This is a genomic window from Colwellia sp. M166 (assembly GCF_024585285.1).
In the GTDB taxonomy this organism is placed as follows: domain Bacteria; phylum Pseudomonadota; class Gammaproteobacteria; order Enterobacterales; family Alteromonadaceae; genus Cognaticolwellia.
The window spans coordinates 2,191,334-2,215,441 of the sequence record NZ_CP040755.1; the positions used below are offsets into that span (position 1 = coordinate 2,191,334).

The following is a 24,108-nucleotide window of genomic DNA, read 5'->3' on the forward strand; positions in this document are numbered from 1 at the left end:
CTTTTAAGATTATTTTTCAACATTTGATATTTTGTCTTTGTCTAGAACGGAATATCGTCATCAAAGTCTATCGTTGGCTCTTGTGGATTTACCTTAGGTGCTGACTGCTGTTGAAAACCGCCACCTTGCTGTGCTGCAGATTGCTGCTGATAACCGCCACTTTGTTGTGGTGCTGATTGTTGTTGAAAACCACCGCCTTGCTGTGGTGCTGCTTGTTGTTGAAAGCCGCCACTTTGTTGTGCAGGCTTATTGTAAGCTTGTTGAGGTGCCGCTTGTTGCTGAAAACCACCTGATTGCTGTGGGGCTGACTGCTGCTGAAAGCCACCACCTTGCTGAGATGTTTGTTGATTGAAACCACCAGCACCCGCGCCGCTACCACCACGAGAATCTAACATTTGCATTGTGCCGTTAAAACCTTGTACAACGATTTCAGTGGTGTATTGATCTTGGCCTTGTTGGTTCTGCCATTTGCGTGTTTGTAAAGCACCTTCAATGTAAACTTTTGAGCCTTTTTTCAGGTATTCGCCTGCAATTTCAGCCAACTTGCCGAACATAACCACACGGTGCCATTCTGTTTTTTCTTTTTGTTCACCCGTTTGCTTGTCTTTCCAACTTTCAGAAGTTGCAATAGTGAGGTTAGCAACACCACCACCGTTAGGCATAAAACGTACTTCAGGATCTTTTCCTAAGTTACCTAAAATTATTACTTTATTGACACCAGCCATGAACAAAATCCTATAATTTCAGTAAAGCAGCGCTTTACTCATTTAACATTATTCCAAGCGAAAACTTGCTCAGAATATTTATTTTTAATAACGATGAAGAGATTCTAACATTAGACGTAAAAAATTACGCTAGATTTACCCCATTTTTATAAAATATTTTATCTAAGAAAAGCTAGCTTCTATTCAGCCACAAAGAGGTGCTTTTTCATTTCATTTTGGATATCAGCAGGAATTTTTAGAGAGCGCTGATTTTCATAACAAAAATTTACCATCACTGCTGTGCCTGACGCGCATTTAATATCGTTTTGCCATAATTCCTGATATACGTCGAACGATGAACTGCCTATTCTGTCAATATAAGTACGTAGTTCAACCGCTTTGCCATAGAATATTTGTGCATGAAAGTTAACATCAATTTTTGCTAGAATTAATCGCCATTGTGTGACGTTTAGCTCAGGCATAAAAATTTTAAAAACTGGCTCGCGTGCGCCTTCGAACCAGATAGGTAACATAGTATTATTAATATGACCAAGCGCGTCAGTGTCACAAAATCGAGGGGTTATCACTTCAGTAAACATAAAAACTCTTAATAAACGGACATTATTGCAACATTCTACAGAGATTTATTAACAAGGTAATTAATTTAGTCACAGTTTGTTGTATGCTGACTACAGATTAATAATAAGATAAAGGCTTGTTGAAGTTAATTTTATTCTCTGCTCGGCAAAAATTGTCGATACGTTATAAATTCAGAGTGCTAAATTTACAACATCTATAGACACTAACACCATGACCGATTTTATTGAAGTATACCCCAATGCACTTAGCCAAGAGTTTTGTGAAAAGTTTATTTTAGATTTTGATAACAGCCAACACCAGGTTGCCGGCAGAACGGGCAATGGTGTTGATACCACAAAAAAACTCAGCCAAGATATTTATTTAAATCAGCATGCGGAGTTTCAACCCGACCTGCAAACAATTTTACATAGCTGTGCTGATCATATTACCGAATATATTAGTAAATACTTTTTTAGTCTTATTAGCGGTATATCACTAACCGTTCGACACCCAAAAACTCAACAACCAGTAGTACTAACCGTCGATAATTTTGAAGAAGTCGGTAAACCGAATGCATTTAATTTGATCAAATACCTGTTTAATTTAGCACCAATTAACGCTCAACGTTACGAACAAGGTAAAGGTAATTATGGTTATTGGCACTCAGAAATATATCCTCAACCGGGTGAGAACAAAGCACTACATCGCGTGTTGTTGTTTTTGATTTACTTAAACGACGTTGAAGACGGTGGTGAAACCGATTTTTATTACCAAAATAAAAGTATTAAACCTAAAGCAGGTACTATGGTTATTGCCCCCTGTGGCTTTACTCATACCCACCGCGGTAACATTCCTATTTCATCAAATAAGTATGTTTTAACGTCTTGGGTAAGCTTTAATCCGGCCAAGCAAATTTATATTGGTTAAAGTGTAAAACTACTCTTTGAGTAAAGTATGGCCATCACTTGCCATCCATGGCATACCGTTCGTCCTGAACATCATTCCTTGCCATCCATGGCATCATGACATACCGTTCGTCCTGAACATAAAAAAGCATAATCATTTCATTATGCTTTTAATTTAGTTCAACGCTAACGATTTAAGTTTATTCAGTTATTTTCTCTGGCATTGCTTCACTATCATCAGTAACTTTCCCATCATTTTCCTGCTGGTTTCGTAAAAAACCTGCCGCTTCTTCATCAGCATTAGTGAGTTGACTAGGATTGTAGCGAGAAGCATTATTTACTTTTAAAATATTCTCTGCGTGCTGTAAATCAGCGGTATTAGAGAAACCGGCAATATTTTCACGTGCACGTAAAAATGCTTTAATTTCGTCAACAATACCACTTAACTCATCATCATTTTTCGACATCGACATCACGTAACGCGGCATTTCAACATTACGAGCACCGCTAGTGGCAAAGGTGCTTGAACTAATACGAGAGCTGACTACCCACGGCGTAATTGACGACTTAACAATAACATTTTCACTACGTGTGGAGTCATGGATCGACATGCCGGTTGACATTTTTGACTCAGAAAAAGTTCCTTCGGTTTTCATATACATCAACAGAGAATTAAACTGCAATTCTGCCCAAAATATATGAGAAAAATTTTCCAACATACGACCTATAGCTGTCACTATTTGCCATAAAAATAACGAGCTAACAAAGGCAACAATTAGCGTTGATGCCTCAGTTACCAAACTTTGCAATAGTGCAATATTACCATTATTGGCTCCCCTCGCTGCGGCTTCAATATTGCTCATAAAATGTTGAAAATATTCAATACCTACCGATATTTTATCAGCAAAACTGAAGAACAAATATGCCCCGACAACTAATAATACTTGCGCCAGCGCAGTGCTCAATATACGTGTCACCTTATAACTTCTAGGTTGTTCTACGGCAGAAAGCTCAGGTTGTGTTTCAATCAATAACTCACCAGAAAATGAACCTTTACCTTGGCTTTGCTCTTCTAATACCGGATCAAAGTTCATATAGGTACGATTAGGAATTTCTTTATAGCGACGATTAGCTAAAACAATATTTTCAATATTGATGAAGATTTCATTGGGATGGACAGATTCCTGCAAATTTTCGCGATACTCACTCACTTCGGTAGCCGTACTGCTTTGTTTGCTACGAATACCGACTAAATAGAATACCAATACTGCCGTGATAAGCCCTAAACCGATCAAAGTTAATAAACTTGGCCAGGCAGAAAAAAAACTAATGCTATTAGCGATTTGATAATAACCGCTATCAAGATTAACATTTTGGCTAATAAGGTGATAAGCACCGCCAATAACAACAGGAAATAAAATAGAGAAGGTGATTATTTTTGCGACACTGGCAGCACCAGCAGTATTTAATAATTTAACACGATCTAAACTCACGGCATTAGCAGCACTTCGCCATGCTGCAACTAAGTAAATTAAAATAAAAATAGAAAAAATAGGCATAATAATATGCCCCGCTTCACCCGCTAACCCACTTGATGAAACAAAATAGGTTAAACCAAACGCGACAAAGGCAATAATGGTGGTGGTTAATACCGAAATAAGCTCTTGAGAGATATTACGAATAGGGTAAGGTAAGAAAATCAACTTAGGGAAAATTGAATGCACAAAACGTCCCATCCAGCCTAGAGGCTCAGTAAAGGTGGTGTTTTTACGACCCATTAGCATAGATTCAAGTGCCTCGGGACTATAAGCAAGCACTTTTTCTTTACGCTCTAGATCGGCATTAAGTTTTTCACTTTTCGTAGAGTTATATGCTAAAGAAGAGGGAACCGAACGACCAACAAAAAATTTGAATAATTGAAATAAACCACTACCCGCACGTTTGAAACCTACAATAAGCAATAATAGCCCGATAATCGCATAGATCCATGCTGTGGCTATATCTTGTTCAATCACTTTAGTGACATTAAATACGCTATATAAACCAATTGCTGCAATGGCTAAGCCACCTAAGGTCCGGATTAAACCTTCCTGTTTAAAAGGATTAGTAATGCCCAACCCTTTTGAACCAAAATCATACGCCATTCTACTTCTCCATAATTTGGTTGCGTTTTAACACGTAAACCAATCCTAAATAATTCTCTCGATAAATTAACCTAAATAACGGTTAAGTAACAGTTTTTTTTCAGAAGTAATTGAGTTTTATCACTTGATTGAACAATCAGGAAAACCAGATAAAGCCTTGGCCGTCAGACATGAAGTTGACATAAGTTACTTTACGGAGATTAAATCACGTAAAGTAACTTTAGTCGCTGCTAGTTTAGGTGTTAGCGACAGTATAAGTTTTAAAGAAAACGTTTTAATAAACGATCAATTTGCGTCATACGTAACTTTTTCAGCAGTTTGCGTGGCTTGTCAGGATAGTTTTGCACACGCTCAATATCGCTTGCTTTAGCTATCACTTTAGTATGTTGAGTAATGCGTTGGAATTCTGCAGCAAACTTATCAGTGAGTTGGCCTTTTACATCATCAAGTAATACGCCATTTTCTAAATCTAATGCCCAAGCTCGCGGGTTAAGATTACTACCAGTTAGTAGGTGATAACGCTTATCAACCACTAAACCTTTCAAGTGAAAACTATTGTCGTCATGTTGCCACAAGCGCAATGACAAAGTGCCATTATCCAAGTATTTTTGACGTCGAGATATAAAGCTCGCTAACAAACGTTCATAAATATAAGGCACAATTTCAACAGTTGAAAATGTTGCTTCATCAGCATTATAAAAGTCATTCGCTTTCTTATCGCCGACCGTTAAAGTCACTTTAACGCCACGTTTCAAGGCCGAATCTAAATCTCTTAATAAAGGTTTAGGTAAGTTAAAATAAGGTGTAAATATAACTAACGAATCTTGGCTATTACGAATTAAATCTCTGATCACACGATTTAACTGGTTGCCTCTACGACCACAACCCACAAACATAGATGCTTGAATATCCGCATGTTCACTGGCTTTAAACGGACGATATTTTGACGACTTTAGTAGTTTAGTTAAACGCATGATATTACGCTTAACTATTTTGGCGTCTGGCAGTACACCTCGATTGAGCAATGGCGCCAAGTTTGAAGCAATAAAGCAGCGCTGTAAGTACTCACAAAAATTATCCGCTAATGCTTGGCTTTGTAAGCGATAGTAGCGATCAAGACGGTAACGCCCTGCTTGTTGTAGGTATATGTCGTTAATACTTGCGCCGGAATAAAGCAATACGTTATCGATTACCATACCTTTTAAGTGTAAAACACCGAGTAGCTCCTTACGTTTAACCGGAACGCCGTAGATATTAATTGATTCGGTATGTTGTTGCTCAAGCGCTAAATAGAGTTCACGATTACCACCATGCTCTTTTTCACCAATTAAACCGCGTTGTGCGCGATGAAAGTCCACAAACAAACAAATGTCTAATGTTGGCGTTTGTGCTTTAGCTTGATACAAAGCGTCAAGCACTTCTTTGCCAGCGGCATCGTCTTGAATATAAAGTGCAGAAATATAAATACGTGATTTGGCTTGTGCTATTTCGGTCAATAGCATTTGCTTGAAATCAGCTGCTGATTCGGCAATATTGATATCAGTAGCTGCTATCCCTGCCATTGAATTAACGACCACCATATTAGCGGTTGCCCGCAAAGATAATGGCTAAATTAGGTGTATTATTATTATTCATTCAATCTAGTTAATTATTTCTTCAAAGTAAACTGTGCTAATTGTACCGCAAGATCTTCTGCGAGTTGAGAAATATTAGCACCAGCATTGGCAGTATCTTCAGCTGACTGTAATAAATTGTCGGTACTTTCAGCAATATCATGGGTATTACCTGTGATACCAACCACCATATTACGTTGTTGTTCAACAGCATTTGATATTTCTGTCGTCGCGGTAACAATCTCAGTAACACTCTGACTTACTTGTTGAAAAGTATCTGCTACTTGTGCTGTTTTCTCAACGCCTTGTTCTGCTTGTTCAACACCGCTTTTCATCACTTCAACTGAACGACTGGTACCTAACTGTAATTGTTCAATAATTCGCTGAATTTCACTGGTTGACTCTTGTGTTCTGCTAGCCAATGTTCGTACTTCATCAGCAACTACCGCAAAACCTCGACCTTGCTCACCTGCACGAGCGGCTTCAATTGCCGCATTTAATGCCAATAAATTTGTTTGATCAGCAATTTCACGAATAACATTTACAAACTTACCAATTTCCGCACTGTGCACAGCAAGCTCATTAATGACTTCTGCTGACGTATGTACTTGAGAAGAAATAGCCGTGATCGCGCTCGCTGTATCCTTAATAACTTGCTCGCCTTGATTAACACTGGCGTAAGCCTGCTCGGTCAGGATTTTGGCATCAGCAGTACTTGATGAGATCACTTGTACTGAGTCATTAACTTGGTTGATTGAACTGGCAACTTCATGGGTATCTTGTTGTTGCTGAGCAATATTTCGTTCCATGGCTTCAGTTAAGGTGTTGATATTAACCGCCGCCAGTTTTAATACCGAGACATCATTATCAACATTTAATAGTAAGGTATGAATTTTGTGCTGCATTTGACTAAAACGACGCGCAATATCACCGAGTTCATCCTTAGCATTGCTGGTAATATCGATTGAAAAGTCACCATTACCTAATCGTTCTGCGGCTAAATTTATTTTATTAACATTTTCACTAAGCGAGTGATAAATACCGACTAATAAATAACTTATCGCTAGCATAATAAGCAGCAGTAAAATCGACAACAACCAGAGTACCTGCATGCTGTTACTTTGTAAAATGGTAATACGTTCAACAAGTTGCTCTTGAGATAAGGTCATTAACATTTGCAGGTTCTGGTATTGTTTAGCACCTAAACTCTCAGCTTGCGCAACAAGCCATTGGATGCTGTCAGGGTTAATAACTTCGTTGCGTAGTGAAGTTTGAAAACTATCCAGTGATTGTGTTACTAGCTCATATTGCGCTAAATAGTCATTAAACATATCGGGAGCAACACGCTTGAGTTGCTCAATAGTTTTTGCGTACTGTAGCTGTAATTCGTCCAGACGATTATCTAAGGCAACGAGTAAGGTATAGGTTGCGGCATTAAAACCATCATTTTCAATAATACTACGCGTTAAGTCCTTAATTCTGCCTATGTATTCAACTAAGGCGGGCATTCTTATTAAAGCCGCTTCAGCAAGATAGAAAGCTTGCGGATCGGGCTCTCGAGATAAACCACTAACCGCGGATAAAATTTCTCGTTCTGCAAAGGTTTTATCATAAAACATCGCAAAATCAGTAAATGTTCGCTCACTTGCTTGCAAGTTTTGCCAACCATCACTTAGCGCTTGTTTATTCACCGTCGCTAATGTCAGTTGCTCAATCTGGTTAGTAATATCATCGCTATTAGATAGTGTTAAACGACTTTTCCCTGCCGACTGCTCTAAAGCAATAATGGCTGCAATTTGACTACTACCGGATAGTTCTTGTTGATATTGGCTTAAATCATGGAATTGTTGCTTTACAATCCAGATGAAACTGGCAATAAGTGGCAGATAGAACATGAATGCTAAGAGAGAAAACTTAGCTTTGAATCTTAGTGAATTCGAAATAGCGATCGCGGGCTTGAATATTAGCGTCATAGTCACTCTTATTTTTTATTATCTACAATATGCTTACCATAAGCATATCATTTGACCCAGATAAGGTAATGATTATTTCACTTTAAATTACTAGCGTTTTTATTCACCCAATCCCATAGTGAGTTGCCATAAGTATTTATTATAAAATACTCATGGCAACATTTATGTGACTAATGACACAACTTGCTTAAATTTTAGCCGCAAGTTCTGCCGCTTGTCTAATTGCTCGCTTAGCATCAAGTTCAGCGGCAACATTCGCACCACCGATCAGATGCGCATGCACGCCTTGTGCTTCAAGTTGCTGATACAGCCGACGCTCAGACTCTTGTCCTGCACAAATGATGACATGATCAACTGGTAACGTTTGTTGCTTACCATCAACAGAGATCACTAAACCTTCATCGTTAACCTCTTCATAGGTAATACCGGCCAACATTTGCACACCGTTTTTTTGTAAGGTAGCTCTGTGGATCCAACCGGTTGTTTTACCTAAACCCGCTCCCACTTTAGTGGTTTTACGTTGTAATAAGTAAATTTCTCGTACCGGTGCTTCATTAGGCACGGCTGCCGATAAACCGCCATTTTCTTGATAATTTTTATCAACTCCCCAGCTTTTTAACCACTTATCAGGGTTAGTCGTCAACGACTCTTCTTCAACTAAAAATTCTGCCACGTCAAAACCAATACCACCAGCGCCAATAATAGCAACACGCTTACCTACCGGCTCTTTATCACGCAATACCTGAATATAAGATTTAACTTTCTCATGTTCGATACCTTTAATATCCAGTGCTCTAGGAACAATACCTGTGGCTAGCACTATTTCATCAAAACCTGCTGCTACAAGCTGCTCTGCACTTTGCTCTTGGTTTAAATGTAAGACGATATTATGTAATTCAATTTGCTTGTTAAAATAACGTAATGTTTCATAGAACTCTTCTTTGCCAGGTATTTGCTTAGCATAGTTAAACTGACCTCCAATCTCACCGCCGCGATCAAATATTTCGACACTGTGACCACGTTGGGCAGCATAAACACTAAAGGCTAAACCTGCTGGCCCTGCACCGACAACGGCAATTTTCTTATTGGTCGTGGTTTTTTCAAAAGTAAGTTCAGTTTCATAACATGCAGTAGGGTTTACTAAACATGATGCTCTTTGCTGTTTAAATACATGGTCTAAACATGCTTGGTTACAACCAATACAAGTATTAATTTCATCGCTTTTATTGGCCGCTGCTTTGACAACAAAATTTTCGTCAGCTAAGAATGGGCGTGCCATTGACACCATATCCGCTTGGCCTGTTGACAGTATTTCTTCTGCCACTTCCGGTGTGTTAATACGGTTGGTGGTAATTAGCGGTACACTAACCTCTTTTTTCATTCGCTCGGTGATCCAAGTAAATGCCGCACGTGGTACGGAAGTAGAAATAGTTGGTACACGCGCTTCATGCCAACCAATACCGGTATTAATTAATGTCGCGCCTGCCGCTTCAATACCTTTCGCCATCGTAACGACGTCTTGCCAACTGTTACCGCCGTCAACCAGATCTAGCATCGACAAGCGGAAAATAATAATAAAATCATCACCTGCACTTGCTCGCACCGCACGAACAGTTTCTACCGCCAAACGCATTCTATTTTCAATGCTGCCGCCCCATTCATCGGTACGTTTATTAACTTTTACACAGCTAAATTGATTGATCAGGTAACCTTCAGAACCCATGATTTCTACACCATCATAACCGGCTTTTTTAGCTAGTTTTGCCGAATGGGCAAAATCTTTAATGGTGCCCTTAATCTGTCCAACTGACATGGCTTTTGGGGTAAAGGGATTAATCGGTGACTTTATTTTACTGGCAGATACGCTGAAGGGATGATACGAATATCTACCGGCATGCAATAACTGTAAACAAATTTTAGTCGGGTACTCATGAACCGCCGCCGTGATTTTTTGATGTTTACTAACATGCCAGAACTTACTTAACTCACAGCCAAATGGCGCTAAACGGCCACGAATATTAGGACTAATACCGCCGGTAACAATTAAACCGACACCACCTTTTGCGCGGGCTCGATAAAATGCAGCTAGTTTATCAAAACCACCTTTTTCTTCTTCAAGGCCAGTATGCATTGAGCCCATGAGTGTGCGGTTGGCTAAGGTAGTAAAGCCTAAATCTAATGGCGCTAATAAATGTGGGAAGGCTGCATTATCATTCATATTAAGTCACTTTTAGTTATCATGTTAAAGTCGTATTTAAAGCGAGTTCAGCTTTTACTCGAAGCTGTTATGTCTAAAATATCTTCATTGGGCGTAAAACTCAAGCCTTATTTTGACACCTGTCAGATTGACATTTTCATAACATCAATAAATACTCCGCAAAAGATGATGATTTACTTTCTCTACGATCTTAGTATGCTGCGAATAAAGGATTGGGAGAAGCGCCATTAACATCGACAAAAGCATTATCATTACTGAAATTACTTCCCAGCTACAACAAGAGTTAGCACAGGCATTAGTTGCGGCAGATAATGCTCATAAGGCGGCTACTGACGATCAATCTGTGGCTGAAACGCAGTATGATACCTTAGCAATTGAGCAGAGTTATTTAGCCGAGGGGCAATCAAGGCGAGTAGACGACATCCGCTCTGCGATTAAGAGTTTAGAAAGCCTTAAATTTGATCCATTGCTGAATAAAGCGCGTGTGATGATGGGGTCATTGGTACAAATGGAACAAGACATTGCTAAGCGACACTGGTTTTTTATTACCCCTGCTGCCGGTGGCTATCGTTGTCAGGTAAATCATCAGGAAAAATTAATAAAGATAACTTTGATTACCCCACAAGCGCCGATGGGAAAAGTACTTCTGCGCAAAGAACTCGATGATGATGTTACCTTGTCAATCGGCAAAAATAATATTGCTGACTTCATTACTGACATACAATAACCGTTTACTTAAAAGTAAACGGTTATTAACATTGTTAGATCTTCTCAGTATCGCAATTTTATTTAGGCTAATTATTTAATAATATTTTAATGCTTGGTAAGTCGACAACCTTCTCATCAACTTTTAAGTAAGCAACCGCTTCATCACGCATAATGATAGCTTCAATTACACCCGGCATTTCACTCAGTTTTTGTGCCACTTCTTGGGCTTTTTCATCGCTAACAATGTTGGTGGCAAAACTATAAGCCTTAGACTTTTTCAGCGGTTTCATCCCTAAGGTTAATAACAGCCAAATCAAACCAAAGAGTGCCATTACTAAAAATATCGTTTGTTCGCCAAATTTTCCGGCAATAAAACCGCCTAAAATACCACCAGCAAAAGCGCCTAAAAACTGACTACTAGAGTAAATCCCCATAACACTACCTTTTACGCCGGCAGGGGCAATGCGCGACAATATTGACGGCATGGTGGCTTCTAAATAGTTAAAGGCTGTAAAAAACATCATCACCGATACCACCAATGTGGTCATACTGCTAGGTAGATACCACAGCAACAACAAGGCTAGCGTTAACAAAGCAACTGCAACACTAAACATTTGTTTTTCTTTTTGTTTCTTTATAGCAATGATCATAAATGGCACCATGAGGAAAAAAGACCCTAGCAGTGTCGGTAAATAAAGTTGCCAATGCTGTTCAAGGGCTAAGCCGCTAGCAACAAATTGTTTAGGTAAAGTAACAAAGCAGGCAGTCAATGCCATATGGAGAATAAAAACGCCGCCATTTAAGCGTGATAACTGACCATCACGCACTAAGCTACCAAGCTTAGAAGGCAGCGCAACATTATCGCCTTTAGGCGCGGTATTAATTGAATTAGGCACAACGAATTGAATGGTCAACATGGCAAAAATAGTGAGTATGGCGATAAACCAGAACAAACCACTTAAACCAAATGCTTGCGCAACTATGGGACCAATAATCATCGCTACAGTAAATGATACACCGATAAACATACCAATAGTCGCCATGACTTTCGGTCGTTGTTCTTCACGACTTAAGTCTGCGGCTAAGGCCAATATAGCACTCGCTATAGCGCCCATGCCTTGTAAGGCACGACCAAGTACCACACCGTAAATGGTGTCCGACATTGCGGCCACAACGCTACCCAATAAAAACATCACTAAGCCTGCCAGTATCACCGGCTTTCGGCCAAATTTATCTGATAAAATTCCCATTGGAATTTGTAGTAGTGCTTGCGTTAAACCATAAGCACCGATAGCTAAACCTATCCATATCGGACTGTAACCAATAAGTTGTTCACCATAAATGGCAAACACAGGTAAAATCATAAACAGACCTAACATACGCAGGCCAAACACTGAGGCTAACGAAAATGCGGCCTTCTTCTCAATACTATTTAAACCGGATGCGCTCATGAAATGTTAACTCTTATTTAAACTGGAAATAATTAAACTGAAAATCTGGCTAGAAAAACCGGCATATCTTAACACGGCCTCCTAATGAACAAAAACAGAGATTTAAGATGAATTCGGATTAAAAACTATGCGATAATTCTCGGTTCTAACTTTATGTGTAGATGTCATAGCAAATGAAATAATGTCACGTTAATTTCAACGATACATTGATTTACTTGTTAGCAACAACACTTAGTACATTTCGCTTTTAAAATTACCTTTGCTGGTGGATATTCTAGTGCTAATGAATATGGTAAGTGTTGATATAGCGTAAGGTAATTTACATCCAGTCAGGCAATTTGCATATAAAAATTTGCTATCGAAATTCCCTGACGCTCAACTGGTCACAATATCATTATGAAGAAAATTGAAGTCAGGGGTGCTCGTACCCATAACTTAAAAAATATTAATGTAGATATTCCTCGCGACAAGTTAGTTGTTATTACCGGCCTCTCAGGCTCAGGTAAGTCTTCATTAGCCTTTGATACCTTGTATGCTGAAGGGCAAAGGCGTTACGTTGAATCACTTTCCGCATACGCACGCCAATTTTTATCATTAATGGAAAAACCCGATGTCGATCACATTGAAGGTTTATCTCCGGCGATTTCAATTGAGCAAAAATCAACATCACACAACCCACGTTCAACCGTTGGTACTATCACCGAAATATACGATTATTTACGTTTATTATATGCACGCGTTGGTGAACCTCGTTGTCCAGACCATCATTTACCGCTGGCCGCACAAACCATTTCTCAGATGGTCGATAGAGTTTTAGCGCTCGAAGAAGGCACTAAAGTGATGGTGCTTGCACCCGTATTGCAAGACCGTAAAGGTGAACATGTTAAGTTACTCGATAACCTTGCCGCACAAGGCTACATTCGAGCAAGAATTGATGGTGAGGTTTGTGACCTTTCTGATCCTCCGACCTTAGAGTTACATAAAAAGCACACAATAGAAGTGGTTGTTGACCGGATTAAAGTCCGTCAAGATATACAATTACGCCTTGCTGAGTCATTCGAAACTGCGCTTTCATTAACATCTGGCACCGTGAAAGTGGCATTTATGGATGAACCCACTAAAGAAGAGTTAGTTTTTTCTGCCAATTTTGCTTGTCCTCAATGTGGCTATAGTATGCAAGAGTTAGAGCCCAGACTATTTTCTTTTAACAATCCAGCCGGTGCTTGTCAAACCTGTGATGGTTTAGGCAATCAACAATATTTCGACGCCAGTCGTGTTATTTCTAATCCTGAATTAAGTTTAGCTGGCGGTGCTATTCGTGGCTGGGATAAAAGAAACTTCTATTATTTTCAAATGTTACAAGCCCTAGCTGAGCATTATCAATTTGCCTTAGATTTACCATTCAATGAATTGGATGAAAAAACGCAGCAACTGATTTTAAAAGGCAGCGGCAAACAAGAAATCGAATTTAAGTACATGAATGATCGCGGCGATGTCGTGATCCGCAAACATCCATTTGAAGGCATTTTAAATAACATGGACCGCCGCTACCGCGAAACAGAATCTAATGCGGTGCGCGAAGAATTAGCAAAATATCTCAACAGCCAACATTGTCCAGACTGTAACGGTAGTCGATTACGCTTAGAAGCGCGCAATGTTTTTATTGCCAATACACCATTACCAGAAATTGCCGAATATGCCATCGCCGATGCCTTAGCATTCTTCCAAGGCTTGGAGCTGACTGGGCAAAAAGCGCAAATTGCCGAAAAAATCCTGAAAGAAGTGTGTGACCGTTTAGGTTTCTTGGTTAATGTTGGCTTAAATTATCTCAACCTCTCACGCGCCGCAGGCACGTTATCAGGTGGTGAAGCACAACGTATTCGTTTAGCCAGTCAAATTGGCGCCGGCTTAGTCGGTGTCATGTACGTACTTGATGAACCTTCTATCGGTTTACATCAGCGCGATAACGAACGTTTACTAGAAACTCTGATCCATCTCCGTGATTTAGGTAACACCGTTATCGTGGTTGAACATGACGAAGACGCCATTCGCGCCGCTGATTATGTTATCGATATTGGCCCTGGTGCCGGTGTACATGGCGGTAATATTATCGCTGAAGGTGATGTAAATGACATTCTAGCCTGTGAAGACTCACTTACCGGCCAGTATCTATCAGGCAGAGAGTGTATTGAAATTCCAAAAACTCGCACACCTTTTGATAAGAAAAATGTTGTCGAACTTAAAGGCGCAACCGGTAATAATCTGAAAAATGTCGATCTGGTGATCCCAAATGGCTTAATGACCTGTGTTACCGGTGTTTCTGGCTCAGGTAAATCAACTCTGATCAACGATACCTTATACAAACTTGCCCATATCGAATTAAACGGCGCAACCACGCAAGAGCCTGCGCCGCACAAAGAAATTATCGGTTTAGATTTACTCGATAAAGTTATCGATATCGACCAAAGCCCCATTGGAAGAACACCACGTTCGAATCCAGCCACTTATACCGGAATTTTCACCGCTATTCGTGACATTTTTGCCGCCACACAAGAATCGCGTTCACGTGGCTATAAGCCTGGCCGCTTTAGTTTTAATGTCAAAGGCGGACGTTGTGAAGCCTGTCAAGGCGATGGTTTAATAAAAGTTGAAATGCACTTTTTACCTGACGTTTATGTACCTTGTGATGTCTGTAAAAGTAAACGTTATAACCGTGAAACCTTAGAAGTAAAATATAAAGGTAAGAGTATTCACGAAGTCTTGGATATGACCATTGAAGATGCGCTAGAATTTTTCGCGCCTATTCCTGCGGTAAAACGTAAACTACAAACCTTAATGGATGTAGGTTTAAGTTATATCAAGTTGGGACAATCTGCGACGACTCTCTCGGGTGGTGAAGCACAACGAGTTAAGTTATCCAAAGAGCTATCAAAACGAGATACCGGTAAAACACTTTATATTCTTGATGAGCCCACCACCGGCTTACACTTTCACGATATTAAGCAATTACTGCAAGTGATTCATCGTTTACGTGATCACGGTAATACCATCGTCGTGATTGAACATAACTTAGATGTAATCAAAACTGCTGATTGGGTGATTGATTTAGGTCCTGAAGGTGGCTCAGGTGGCGGTGAAATATTGGTGACCGGCACGCCAGAGCAGGTGGCTGAACATCAAGGGTCGCATACCGCACGCTTCTTAAAACCACTATTGGCTAACGCCCGCAGCGCTCATTAAGCTTATCCTGAGTTCACGTTAGCGCAATAGTTATTTTAGTCTGTTACTCAAAAGGCTTGTTAATTTTAACAAGCCTTTTTGCTATTTATATACTGGCTATTAATCTGCAGAGTCTAAAAAATGAATATCGCGGGCTAATATAACTTTGCTAGCACTGAGCTTATCTAGCATCTCAGCGCAGTTATGTTTAATATGATTAAGGAATAAAATCTGATCAATTAACTAATTTATCGAAAGTTGTGAGCTAAATGACTAATAAAAATAATAAAATACAGCAGTGGCAAAACCCTTTAATCTATTTACTGGCCTTTTCAAGTGGCTTTTGCATTATGGGAATAGAGCTACTTGGCGGACGAATTCTCGCACCATTTTTTGGTAGTAGCGTGCATATTTGGGGCAGTATTATTACCGTATTTATGCTGAGCTTGTCGTTTGGTTACTTAGCTGGCGGAAAGCTTTCAACCAAAGCAGCATCTTTAAATCGCTACGGTTTAATCTTTATTTGTGCAGGTATTGCTATTTTACCAGTCGCGTTTTCTTCAGAGTGGTTAATGGAAGCTATTTTCCTCGCTATTGAAGATACCCGTTACGGCTCATTATTAGCATCAATGGCTTTGTTCTTCATACCAACAGTGATACTCGGCATGATTTCACCCTACTCTGTTCGTTTATTAGTAACCGATAAAAATAAAAGTGGTCAAGTGGCTGGCTTTCTTTACTTTGTTTCAACACTTGGCAGCGCTTTAGGTACCATTATCACCTCGTTTTACTTGGTGTTACTATTTGAAGTAAACGACATTATCATGGTATTCAGTGCCACACTCTTGGTACTTGGTGTCAGTGCAATGCTCTTTAACCGCGTAAATCAGCAAAAAACTCTCAGCGAGAATGATAACAACCATCAAGGAGTCGCACATGAATAAAGTACCCCTTAGCCTTTTGATTGCAATGCTGATTAACATAGTTATCAGTGTCGCATTAAATACCCAAGCTAATGCTAAAACTATTCACAGCGAACGTTCGCTGTACCGTAATATATTAGTTGAAGAAAATAATGGCTTGCGCTGTTTAAAATTTAACGTCAAAAGCACTAAAACACAACAAAGCTGCATGTTAGTAAACAATCCGCAACAATTAGTGTTTAACTATACAAAAATGCTATTTTCTAGCTTGTTGATTAACCCTGATCCGAAACGTATTTTAATTATCGGTTTAGGTGGTGGTAGCATGTCAAATGCCCTACACGATATTTTTCCTAGCGCCAACATTACCAATGTTGAGATAGATCCTGCGGTGATAAAAGTTGCACGAAGCTACTTTAGCTTGTTCGAAAATGAGCAAGTGACCTCCGTAGTACAAGACGGGCGTATTTTTGTGAAACGCGCAACAATAAAAAAGCAGCAGTATGATTGGATAATTCTTGATGCTTTTAACGGCGACTACATACCCGAACATTTGATGACACAAGAGTTTTTACAAGAAAGCAAAAAATTACTCAGTGCTAACGGCGTGTTAGCCGCCAATACTTTTTCAGTCAGTGACTTATACCACTATGAGTCAGCCACCTATAAATCAGTATTTGGTGATTTTTTTAATGTCAGACGGAATAACAACAGTAACCGCATCATCTTAGCCAGCACTCAACCCTTGCCCCAGCCACAAATTATTGCTGAACGCGCTCAGTTTTTAAGTAAAAAATTATTACCTTATAACGTCGATATTATCGAAATTAGCCGCCAAATGTTTTCGACAGCAATAAAGCAAGATTGGCCAAACGAGACACGATTATTAACCGACCAATATTCGCCAGCAAACTTATTAAATTTAAAGTAATAAATAATCAATTTACCGGTATGTAACACTGGCATACCGGTAAGTTAACTAAGGTGACTTTTTCAGGCTTAAGCGCTTTTTACCTGTTGAGGTTGTTGCTGGTTTTTTCACATCAATACGGGTTAGCTTACGTTTTGAATATTTATTGGCAGTCGATTCAATCGTTTTACTGGCATGTTTAATATCAGCAGCTATATCAATTTTTTTAGCACTTTCAACAGTCTCAGGTGCTACTTCCACCTCTACTTCAATGAAATCATCATCCATGGCCGTTTTGCGAGAGCCTGCCACCGCAGTCGTTATTTCCGCTAATTCACTCGCCGTTAAGTCACGCCACTGACCCGGGCGTAACTGGCCTAATTCAACATTCATAATGCGAGCGCGCTTAAGTTTAGTCACTTCATAACCTAAATATTCACACATACGGCGAATTTGTCGGTTTAAACCCTGTGTTAAAATAATACGAAAAACAAACTTACTTTCTGGCGTAACAATACACGGTTTCGTGATCGTGCCTAAAATAGGTACACCCTTTGACATTCTCTCAACAAAACGTTCGCTGATCGGTTGATCGACGGTGACAATATATTCTTTATCATGGGCGTTTTCAGCACGTAAGATTTTATTAACAATATCGCCATCGCTCGTCAGAAAAATTAAACCTTCTGATGGTTTGTCTAAACGACCAATGGGAAAGATACGCTTTGTATGGCCAATGGCATCAATAATATTACCTTTCACTTGTAGTTCAGTGGTGCAGGTAATACCTATGGGCTTGTTATAAGCAATGTAAATACGGTCAGTATGGTTGCTGGCACTGGCTTTAATTTCCATACCATCAACACAAACCTTGTCACCCGGTATTACTTTAGTGCCCAATTCAGGTACTTTGCCGTTGATAGTCACTCGGCTTTTCTCAATCAATTTATCCGCAAATCGACGCGAACAATAACCTGAGTCACTGATGTATTTATTAAGGCGTTTTTCGTTAATAGACACTAATTTTCCTAAAGCAAGTGCAGTGCATAACTGCAAAAATAAAGATATTACCGCTATTTTAACCAAATTTCACCGCTATGTAGAGCAATGAAAGATAGAATATAAAATTATTAATAAATTAATCCTTAACGCTCCATTATTACACTAAGCGTAATAATTATTTACTCTAGACACCATTTATCATGCCGTAATTTAAACATACACTGGCTATAGTTAATTCAAACAGCTTAAGGTTAAACGACATGATGAAAACACTCACTTTCGAGCAGTTACCACAAGGTGGTTTTGCTGGTTTAATTGAACGACGCTTTGTCATCAACCAAGCATTGTTTGGTCGTTCAAAGACTATAGCTTTTGCTGGTTTGGGAAATTTTGTTTACCTTGCTGATGCTAACTTTTTACCTCATGGTGAAACCCATATGCATGGCCACAAGGAGGTTGATGTTATATCCGTTATGGTTGCAGGTGATATTATACATCAAGGTTCATTAGGCCATGGTCAACGTTTAACTGCAGGCTCAGTACAAGTGCAACGTGCTGGTGCCGAAGGCTTTCATCATAATGAAGTTAATCCCAATGCTCAACAAAACCACATGATTCAACTCTGGGTTTTACCTGATCAACCAGGTGAAGCGGCAGGCTATAAGCATTATCAGCCCAAGCAGGGTGAGCATATAAAAATTTACGGTGGCAGCAAAACACAACAAGCAACGTTTAATAGTGCTATTTCAGTTTCAGTAAGCAACACAGTAGTACAACAAAGTATTAATATAACTGGCGAGGCTATGGTTTACCTGAGTCTGGGCGAAGCAAAAATCAATGGCGAAGTCATTCAAGCCCGTACTCTTGTCCACGATAAACACGGGCTTACATTGACGGCTTTAACCGAAGGCCAAGCTATATTTATTTACAAATCAGATCAAAAAAATGAGGCATTATCATGAAAGTAATCGCATTTGGTGCAAGCTCAAGCCGTGCATCAATCAACAAGCAACTGGCAACATATAGCGCTAATTTAGCGGCAACAACAGAGAGTAATATTAAGGTTGAAGTGTTGGATTTAAACGATTTCGAATTACCAATTTTTAGTCAAGACAAAGAAAAAGAGCTAGGGCAACCTGAGGCAGCAAAAGCATTCTTCAATAAGCTCGGTGAAAGCGATGCTATTATCATTTCATTTGCTGAACATAACGGTAGCTATACCGCCGCTTACAAAAATCTCTTTGATTGGGCTTCTCGCATTAATCAAAAAGTATTTCAAAGTAAACCAATGTTATTACTGGCAACATCTCCAGGGCCTGGAGGTGCTGCTAGCGTATTAGCGGCAGCAGCAGGCTCTGCACCTTATTTTGCGGGTGATGTAAAAGCTTCTTTATCAATACCAAGCTTTTTTGATAATTTTGACATAGAAAATAACATATTAACTAATGATGCAATAAAACAACAATTACTTGCGGCCATTACTAATTTAACGGCTTAAGTATTTTCGGCTAGAGCGCTAATTGAAAATAGCTATTTTTAACACGGTTTAATGTCAAATTGGGCGATTATGGCGGCTATTATTTATTAGTCAGCCATTTTAAGCTTGATGAAAATAATTACCTTTTGGTGGTGCGCCAAATAAGATCATCGCTGCTTGCATGTCTTCTTGCGGGTAGTTAGTAATGGCCAATTGATGATTTTCAATGTTGTTCCAGCGTTCAATAACCATAAACTGATCTGAATGTTCATGATGTTTCAACAACTCACAAGCAAGGCAGCCATTTGCGCCAGCAATATAAGGCACTAACGTTTGTAAAAAATCGAAAAGTTCAGCTGACTTGCCAGCTGCTGCGGTAAACTCATTAACACGTACTATGCTCATACTAACCTCTTTAAATCTTATTATTTATAACATACTAATATTACCATTAAGCTTGGGTAATACGTTCTGTTGATGCCGGATATTTCGCTAGTAAATCACCCTTTCTGCTTGGCCGAGGTGTAAAATCACCCTAGCAATTTGGACAAACACCTTGATAGACTTTACTCGCACAATCTTGACAAAAAGTGCATTCAAACGAGCAAATCATGGCATTTTTAGCGTCCGCAGGCAGATCTTTATCGCAACATTGACAATTGGGATGAAAAATTAACATGACACGGTACAACCTTTATCATTATCCACTTCTTGTTGCAGCGCTTCTAAAGCCGCAACTATGGTAAGAAATTTTCGACCAAAGTCAGTCACATGATACTCAACCCGCGGAGGTAATTCATTAAAGCTCTGGCGCTCTAAAATGCCAAATTCAATGTTCTTTTTTAAACAAACATTTAATACTTTGGAGGTTAAACCCTCAACATTACGCACCATTTCCCCTGGTCGATTAATACCGTCAGACAGTAATTGATAAACCGTCAGTGACCATTTACAACCGTATATTGTTTCAACCATGCGCGCACTATTTAAAGGTGGTGCTTTTCTTGAAATTATTTTTTCATTATTATTCATAAAGATGTACTAAAAAGTACCTACCCCACTAATTTGTGCCTACTTTTCAACAAGCTAATTTACTCGTTAAGCTGTCAACACTTTAGCAAGTGTAGACAACAATTTGGAGAAAAATATGAGTGTTTCAAAAAACAATTTAGCGGTAATTATCGGTGGTTCAAGTGGCATGGGTTTAGCAACAGCACAACAACTGGCCGCAAAAGGCACTGACCTAATCATCATTGGTCGTGATACTGATAAACTCAAGGTAATAAAAGCCGAGCTATCACCATTAACACAGGTAGAAACTTTGTCGGTTGATTTATACAGTCAAACACAAGTTGACGAATTAAATCAATATATTGAAAACCTTCCTCGACACATTAATTACTTAGTTAACGCCGCCGGATATTTTAAGCCAACCAGCTTTATGGCGCATGACAATGCCGTTTATGACCAATATATGGAGCTAAATAGAGCAACATTTTTTATCTCGCAAGCCGTAGCTAAAAACATGATAAAACATCGTGCAGGCGCCATTGTTAACATCGGCTCTATGTGGGCTAAGCAAGCTATAAAAGCAACACCATCGTCGGCTTATTCCATGGCAAAAGCGGGGTTACATGCACTCACTCAACATATGGCAATGGAACTCGCAGAATATAACATTCGGGTTAATGCGGTAGCACCTGCTGTTGTAAAAACACCAATATATCAATCATTTATTGAGCCAAAAGATATCGATAGTGCACTAGCAGGTTTCGATGCCTTTCACCCGATTGGCCGAATTGGTCAAGCTGGTGATATTGCCAACACAGTTAGCTTTTTATTAAGCGAACAAGCCGATTGGGTCACTGGGGCAATTTGGGATCATGACGGTGGTGTAATGGCAGGTAGAAACTAAACCAATGCTATTGGCTAATAATTCAGCTTAGAGCAGACTAAGGTGTCAGGCAAAGTGACACCTTAGTGTATTTTTATTACGATAAAACTGTCTGCTGATAATGCACAATTTAGGATGGTATTACTGAGCATATCAAATAACTTTATAACAATTCATCGTCAAGTAAAGACATTATTTCAAACGGCTAGGCTTAAAGGTTGAATAACGCGGAAGTTCAGCATCTAAATCTTCCCAGTTAGCTTTAGAGTTAATAAAATTATGCGACATTGGCCGTGCTAAAATATCGCTATCGAATATCCCTAACCTAACTCTAATTCTTGCGGTACCGTCATCATTACTACTAAAGATTGGGCTACCACAATGTTGACAAAAATGACGTGTGCGACCTGGCTTAAAAGAAAAGTGACTTAAGGATTGTTGGCCTGTTATGATTTAAAAGTCAGCGCTATTAACAAAGCCATTAGTGGCATAAGCCGTACCTGAGTTTTTTCGACATAACGAACAATGGCAATGAATAATCTCACTAATTTCACCATGAACGGCAATAGCCACTTCACCACACAAACACTTTCCTGAATACATGTTAATCCTACCGACTAAAGCTTTATTAGGAGTGACTCGATAACTGTTTGACCATGTAATATTTACAACCGGTTTTAGGATAACCCTGCTGCGTCCATTGCACTTGATAACCCTGTTTTTCGTAAAATGGCATGGCTTGAAAATTCAAGGTGTCGAGTAACGCTTTATTACAACCTCTAGCTTGTGCGGCTAATTCTATTTTTGCTAATAACTTGCTGCCAATGTTTTGACCTCGCAAGCTTTCTGCCACCCATATGGTATTAATCATTAGCCAATCACCAAATGTTCGACCGGCAGCGCCCGCAATAACCTCACCATTTTCATCACTCAATTTCACGGCTAATGCTTTGCGCTCACTCACTTCCCAGCGAGCCCAATTAAATTCGGCAATTTTTTCATCTAAAAATGACACCAACTGCACGTCGGGATTTTCTAATACTTCAATATTCACAATCAATCCTATAACTTGTTTAACTTACTACGCAAAGTAGGCCTTAACTATGCCTGCGGCCTTAAATATGCCAGCCATAATAAGCCTAAACAATGTCGAATCGTTAATTGTTATTTTTGTAAAAGCGTGAAGGCCCATTTTTCAAATAAAAGGCTCGCAACAAACGGTCTGCTATAAATAATGAGCAAAATATTGAGTTTTGCTCATATGTTAAGCAAGCTTAGCCCTACGACACAGCGTAAGCTCAGTTTTTGACTGTTATTTCAGATCGGTTATGCACTATTTAAATAAGCTTGCGCATTGGTCATACCGTGCGTACGCTTCAAGCCTACATGTTCACTAAATTCACATAAGTGCTCTGCTGTACCTACCGCGCCGGTAAAAATACCTTCAAAGTTAGTGGTCAACTTTAACCAACCTTTATCACTGATCTGTAGTCTTACCAGTATCTTAGTTACCTTAGGATTAATAGCGCCACGCTTATCATCTCTGAGTATGCGGCCGGTTTCATCCACAAGGGTGAAGTAATCTTGTAAGTTGAATCGAATACCTGTGGTTTTACTTTTTTGTTCATTTCCGCTAAAAGACAGTAACACGGCTGGTTGTCTGCCTTTTATTGCTGCTTTAATACGTAATTGGATACTGGTGAAGTCGGACTGCTCCGGTGTTGATGCAATACCCGCACGGACGGGGTTTAAGTCAACATAAGCCATGCACGACAGCAGTGCGCCCTCATCCAATAAGGCTTGTGATTTAAAGCGTCCCTCCCAAAAATGTCCTGTACATTTATCTTCTCGGTTGGCTTGACGGGCGATAGGCTCATTTAACGAGCGCATAAACCAGCTGATATCGATTAACCGTTGTTTATAGATGTTCGCGGTTTCTTCAACTATTGCCAGTTGAAACTTATCGAGAGGATGTTTACTTGTGTATTGCTGAGTCAGCAATGTGCCTTTAAATAAACGATGCCAACGCCTTAATACTTCTTCTGTTGTCCAACTTTTCACTTGCTCGCTATCTACATGTAATACCAAGTGTAAATGGTTATGCATAACAGCATGGGCACAAATATCGATAGCAAAGGCTTGAGATAATTGAAATATACGTTTTTCTATCCAACTGCGCCTGTGCGCATAACTCACACCCGTTTCTTTATCTACACCACATAAAAGTGCCTTTCGTACCGTGCGGCTACAAATATGATAATACGGTGTATCGAGTAAACTAATTTGTTGTGAACGGGGCTTAGGCATGACAATCACCACTCTTAATTAATGTCAATGAAGTGTAGTTGATTACTGAAAATACAAACAAGTTATTATGGCTGGTTTAAT

General features: G+C 39.5%; 21 protein-coding genes and 1 pseudogene. 8 read left to right on the forward strand and 14 right to left on the reverse strand.

Translation table 11 applies throughout. The features are described from left to right. Positions 1-41: 41 nt before the first annotated feature. Together ssb and FGD67_RS09985 are read right to left on the reverse strand one after the other, a co-directional pair. Entirely contained in the window at positions 42-725 is a 684-nt protein-coding gene (ssb, locus tag FGD67_RS09980) for a single-stranded DNA-binding protein (protein WP_306556796.1), read from the reverse strand. A gap of 179 nt (positions 726-904) precedes the next feature. After that, positions 905-1,303, reverse strand: a complete 399-nt coding sequence (locus tag FGD67_RS09985; RefSeq protein ID WP_257174855.1) for a thioesterase family protein — start codon at positions 1,301-1,303, stop codon at positions 905-907. A 211-nt stretch (positions 1,304-1,514) separates the two neighbouring features. Between FGD67_RS09985 and FGD67_RS09990 the strand changes: the two genes are divergently transcribed. Continuing rightward, the gene (locus tag FGD67_RS09990) at positions 1,515-2,210 is read left to right on the forward strand and encodes a 2OG-Fe(II) oxygenase (protein ID WP_257174856.1); all 696 of its coding nucleotides are present in this window, start codon (positions 1,515-1,517) and stop codon (positions 2,208-2,210) included. Positions 2,211-2,388: 178 nt separating this feature from the next. On the opposite strand, the gene FGD67_RS09995 is transcribed toward FGD67_RS09990, so the two are convergent. The 4 genes from FGD67_RS09995 to FGD67_RS10010 form a co-directional block, all read right to left on the reverse strand. After that, complete coding sequence (locus tag FGD67_RS09995; protein WP_257174857.1) at positions 2,389-4,332, reverse strand: hypothetical protein; 1,944 nt, start codon at positions 4,330-4,332, stop codon at positions 2,389-2,391. 260 nt (positions 4,333-4,592) lie between these two features. Continuing rightward, positions 4,593-5,912 carry a CDP-diacylglycerol--serine O-phosphatidyltransferase gene (gene pssA, locus FGD67_RS10000; RefSeq protein ID WP_257174858.1) on the reverse strand — a complete coding sequence of 440 codons (1,320 nt, stop codon included), beginning with the start codon at positions 5,910-5,912 and terminating at the stop codon, positions 4,593-4,595. 68 nt (positions 5,913-5,980) lie between these two features. Beyond that, positions 5,981-7,918: a methyl-accepting chemotaxis protein gene (locus tag FGD67_RS10005; protein WP_257174859.1), complete on the reverse strand. Its 1,938-nt coding sequence runs from the start codon at positions 7,916-7,918 to the stop codon at positions 5,981-5,983. 187 nt (positions 7,919-8,105) lie between these two features. Next, positions 8,106-10,136 carry an NADPH-dependent 2,4-dienoyl-CoA reductase gene (locus tag FGD67_RS10010; protein WP_257174860.1) on the reverse strand — a complete coding sequence of 677 codons (2,031 nt, stop codon included), beginning with the start codon at positions 10,134-10,136 and terminating at the stop codon, positions 8,106-8,108. A gap of 343 nt (positions 10,137-10,479) precedes the next feature. On the opposite strand from FGD67_RS10010, the gene FGD67_RS10015 reads away from it, so the two are divergent. Beyond that, entirely contained in the window at positions 10,480-10,863 is a 384-nt protein-coding gene (locus tag FGD67_RS10015; RefSeq protein WP_257174861.1) for a hypothetical protein, read from the forward strand. A 67-nt stretch (positions 10,864-10,930) separates the two neighbouring features. Here FGD67_RS10015 and FGD67_RS10020 read toward each other — a convergent pair whose 3' ends face one another. Then, complete coding sequence (locus tag FGD67_RS10020) at positions 10,931-12,295, reverse strand: MFS transporter (RefSeq protein WP_257174862.1); 1,365 nt, start codon at positions 12,293-12,295, stop codon at positions 10,931-10,933. 396 nt (positions 12,296-12,691) lie between these two features. On the opposite strand from FGD67_RS10020, the gene uvrA reads away from it, so the two are divergent. The 3 genes from uvrA (at position 12,692) to FGD67_RS10035 (ending at position 17,368) form a co-directional block, all read left to right on the forward strand. Next, on the forward strand, positions 12,692-15,535 hold the full coding sequence (gene uvrA, locus FGD67_RS10025) for an excinuclease ABC subunit UvrA (protein WP_257174863.1): 2,844 nt from the start codon (positions 12,692-12,694) through the stop codon (positions 15,533-15,535). A 248-nt stretch (positions 15,536-15,783) separates the two neighbouring features. Beyond that, positions 15,784-16,458 carry a fused MFS/spermidine synthase gene (locus FGD67_RS10030; protein ID WP_257174864.1) on the forward strand — a complete coding sequence of 225 codons (675 nt, stop codon included), beginning with the start codon at positions 15,784-15,786 and terminating at the stop codon, positions 16,456-16,458. A 25-nt stretch (positions 16,459-16,483) separates the two neighbouring features. Next, complete coding sequence (locus FGD67_RS10035; protein WP_257175098.1) at positions 16,484-17,368, forward strand: spermidine synthase; 885 nt, start codon at positions 16,484-16,486, stop codon at positions 17,366-17,368. Between the two features lie 48 nt (positions 17,369-17,416). On the opposite strand, the gene rluF is transcribed toward FGD67_RS10035, so the two are convergent. Next, positions 17,417-18,367: a 23S rRNA pseudouridine(2604) synthase RluF gene (gene rluF / locus FGD67_RS10040; RefSeq protein ID WP_257174865.1), complete on the reverse strand. Its 951-nt coding sequence runs from the start codon at positions 18,365-18,367 to the stop codon at positions 17,417-17,419. 242 nt (positions 18,368-18,609) lie between these two features. Between rluF and FGD67_RS10045 the strand changes: the two genes are divergently transcribed. Continuing rightward, a complete protein-coding gene (locus FGD67_RS10045; RefSeq protein WP_257174866.1) occupies positions 18,610-19,311 on the forward strand; it encodes a pirin family protein in 702 nt (233 codons plus the stop codon). Next, the gene (locus FGD67_RS10050) at positions 19,308-19,847 is read left to right on the forward strand and encodes an NADPH-dependent FMN reductase (RefSeq protein WP_257174867.1); all 540 of its coding nucleotides are present in this window, start codon (positions 19,308-19,310) and stop codon (positions 19,845-19,847) included. The genes FGD67_RS10045 and FGD67_RS10050 overlap by 4 nt, the downstream gene beginning before the upstream one ends. Positions 19,848-19,946: 99 nt before the next feature. Here the strand turns inward: FGD67_RS10050 and FGD67_RS10055 are convergent, their stop codons facing one another. From FGD67_RS10055 to FGD67_RS10065, 3 genes are all read right to left on the reverse strand, one after another. After that, positions 19,947-20,231, reverse strand: a complete 285-nt coding sequence (locus FGD67_RS10055) for a putative quinol monooxygenase (protein WP_257174868.1) — start codon at positions 20,229-20,231, stop codon at positions 19,947-19,949. A 130-nt stretch (positions 20,232-20,361) separates the two neighbouring features. Beyond that, entirely contained in the window at positions 20,362-20,505 is a 144-nt protein-coding gene (locus tag FGD67_RS10060; RefSeq protein WP_257174869.1) for a DUF1272 domain-containing protein, read from the reverse strand. Next, positions 20,499-20,858: a helix-turn-helix domain-containing protein gene (locus FGD67_RS10065; protein WP_257174870.1), complete on the reverse strand. Its 360-nt coding sequence runs from the start codon at positions 20,856-20,858 to the stop codon at positions 20,499-20,501. Before FGD67_RS10065 ends, FGD67_RS10060 begins: the two co-directional genes overlap by 7 nt. Positions 20,859-20,973: 115 nt before the next feature. On the opposite strand from FGD67_RS10065, the gene FGD67_RS10070 reads away from it, so the two are divergent. Continuing rightward, on the forward strand, positions 20,974-21,741 hold the full coding sequence (locus FGD67_RS10070) for an SDR family NAD(P)-dependent oxidoreductase (protein WP_257174871.1): 768 nt from the start codon (positions 20,974-20,976) through the stop codon (positions 21,739-21,741). A 171-nt stretch (positions 21,742-21,912) separates the two neighbouring features. On the opposite strand, the pseudogene FGD67_RS10075 reads toward FGD67_RS10070, so the two are convergent. The 3 genes and pseudogenes from FGD67_RS10075 to FGD67_RS10085 form a co-directional block, all read right to left on the reverse strand. Next, positions 21,913-22,323, reverse strand: a pseudogene (locus FGD67_RS10075) (GFA family protein). A 25-nt stretch (positions 22,324-22,348) separates the two neighbouring features. After that, the gene (locus FGD67_RS10080) at positions 22,349-22,774 is read right to left on the reverse strand and encodes a GNAT family N-acetyltransferase (RefSeq protein ID WP_257174872.1); all 426 of its coding nucleotides are present in this window, start codon (positions 22,772-22,774) and stop codon (positions 22,349-22,351) included. Positions 22,775-23,046: 272 nt separating this feature from the next. After that, entirely contained in the window at positions 23,047-24,027 is a 981-nt protein-coding gene (locus tag FGD67_RS10085) for a transposase (RefSeq protein ID WP_257174873.1), read from the reverse strand. Between the last annotated feature and the right edge of the window lie 81 nt (positions 24,028-24,108).

Bases quoted from the DNA above. Each gene is read 5' to 3' on its own strand.
- ssb (WP_306556796.1), bottom strand. From the start codon at position 725: ATGGCTGGTGTCAATAAAGTAATAATTTTAGGTAACTTAGGAAAAGAT.
- FGD67_RS09985 (WP_257174855.1), bottom strand. From the start codon at position 1,303: ATGTTTACTGAAGTGATAACCCCTCGATTTTGTGACACTGACGCGCTT.
- FGD67_RS09990 (WP_257174856.1), top strand. From the start codon at position 1,515: ATGACCGATTTTATTGAAGTATACCCCAATGCACTTAGCCAAGAGTTT.
- FGD67_RS09995 (WP_257174857.1), bottom strand. From the start codon at position 4,332: ATGGCGTATGATTTTGGTTCAAAAGGGTTGGGCATTACTAATCCTTTT.
- pssA (WP_257174858.1), bottom strand. From the start codon at position 5,912: ATGGTGGTCGTTAATTCAATGGCAGGGATAGCAGCTACTGATATCAAT.
- FGD67_RS10005 (WP_257174859.1), bottom strand. From the start codon at position 7,918: ATGACGCTAATATTCAAGCCCGCGATCGCTATTTCGAATTCACTAAGA.
- FGD67_RS10010 (WP_257174860.1), bottom strand. From the start codon at position 10,136: ATGAATGATAATGCAGCCTTCCCACATTTATTAGCGCCATTAGATTTA.
- FGD67_RS10020 (WP_257174862.1), bottom strand. From the start codon at position 12,295: ATGAGCGCATCCGGTTTAAATAGTATTGAGAAGAAGGCCGCATTTTCG.
- uvrA (WP_257174863.1), top strand. From the start codon at position 12,692: ATGAAGAAAATTGAAGTCAGGGGTGCTCGTACCCATAACTTAAAAAAT.
- FGD67_RS10030 (WP_257174864.1), top strand. From the start codon at position 15,784: ATGACTAATAAAAATAATAAAATACAGCAGTGGCAAAACCCTTTAATC.
- FGD67_RS10035 (WP_257175098.1), top strand. From the start codon at position 16,484: ATGCTGATTAACATAGTTATCAGTGTCGCATTAAATACCCAAGCTAAT.
- FGD67_RS10045 (WP_257174866.1), top strand. From the start codon at position 18,610: ATGATGAAAACACTCACTTTCGAGCAGTTACCACAAGGTGGTTTTGCT.
- FGD67_RS10050 (WP_257174867.1), top strand. From the start codon at position 19,308: ATGAAAGTAATCGCATTTGGTGCAAGCTCAAGCCGTGCATCAATCAAC.
- FGD67_RS10055 (WP_257174868.1), bottom strand. From the start codon at position 20,231: ATGAGCATAGTACGTGTTAATGAGTTTACCGCAGCAGCTGGCAAGTCA.
- FGD67_RS10060 (WP_257174869.1), bottom strand. From the start codon at position 20,505: ATGTTAATTTTTCATCCCAATTGTCAATGTTGCGATAAAGATCTGCCT.
- FGD67_RS10065 (WP_257174870.1), bottom strand. From the start codon at position 20,858: ATGAATAATAATGAAAAAATAATTTCAAGAAAAGCACCACCTTTAAAT.
- FGD67_RS10070 (WP_257174871.1), top strand. From the start codon at position 20,974: ATGAGTGTTTCAAAAAACAATTTAGCGGTAATTATCGGTGGTTCAAGT.
- FGD67_RS10085 (WP_257174873.1), bottom strand. From the start codon at position 24,027: ATGCCTAAGCCCCGTTCACAACAAATTAGTTTACTCGATACACCGTAT.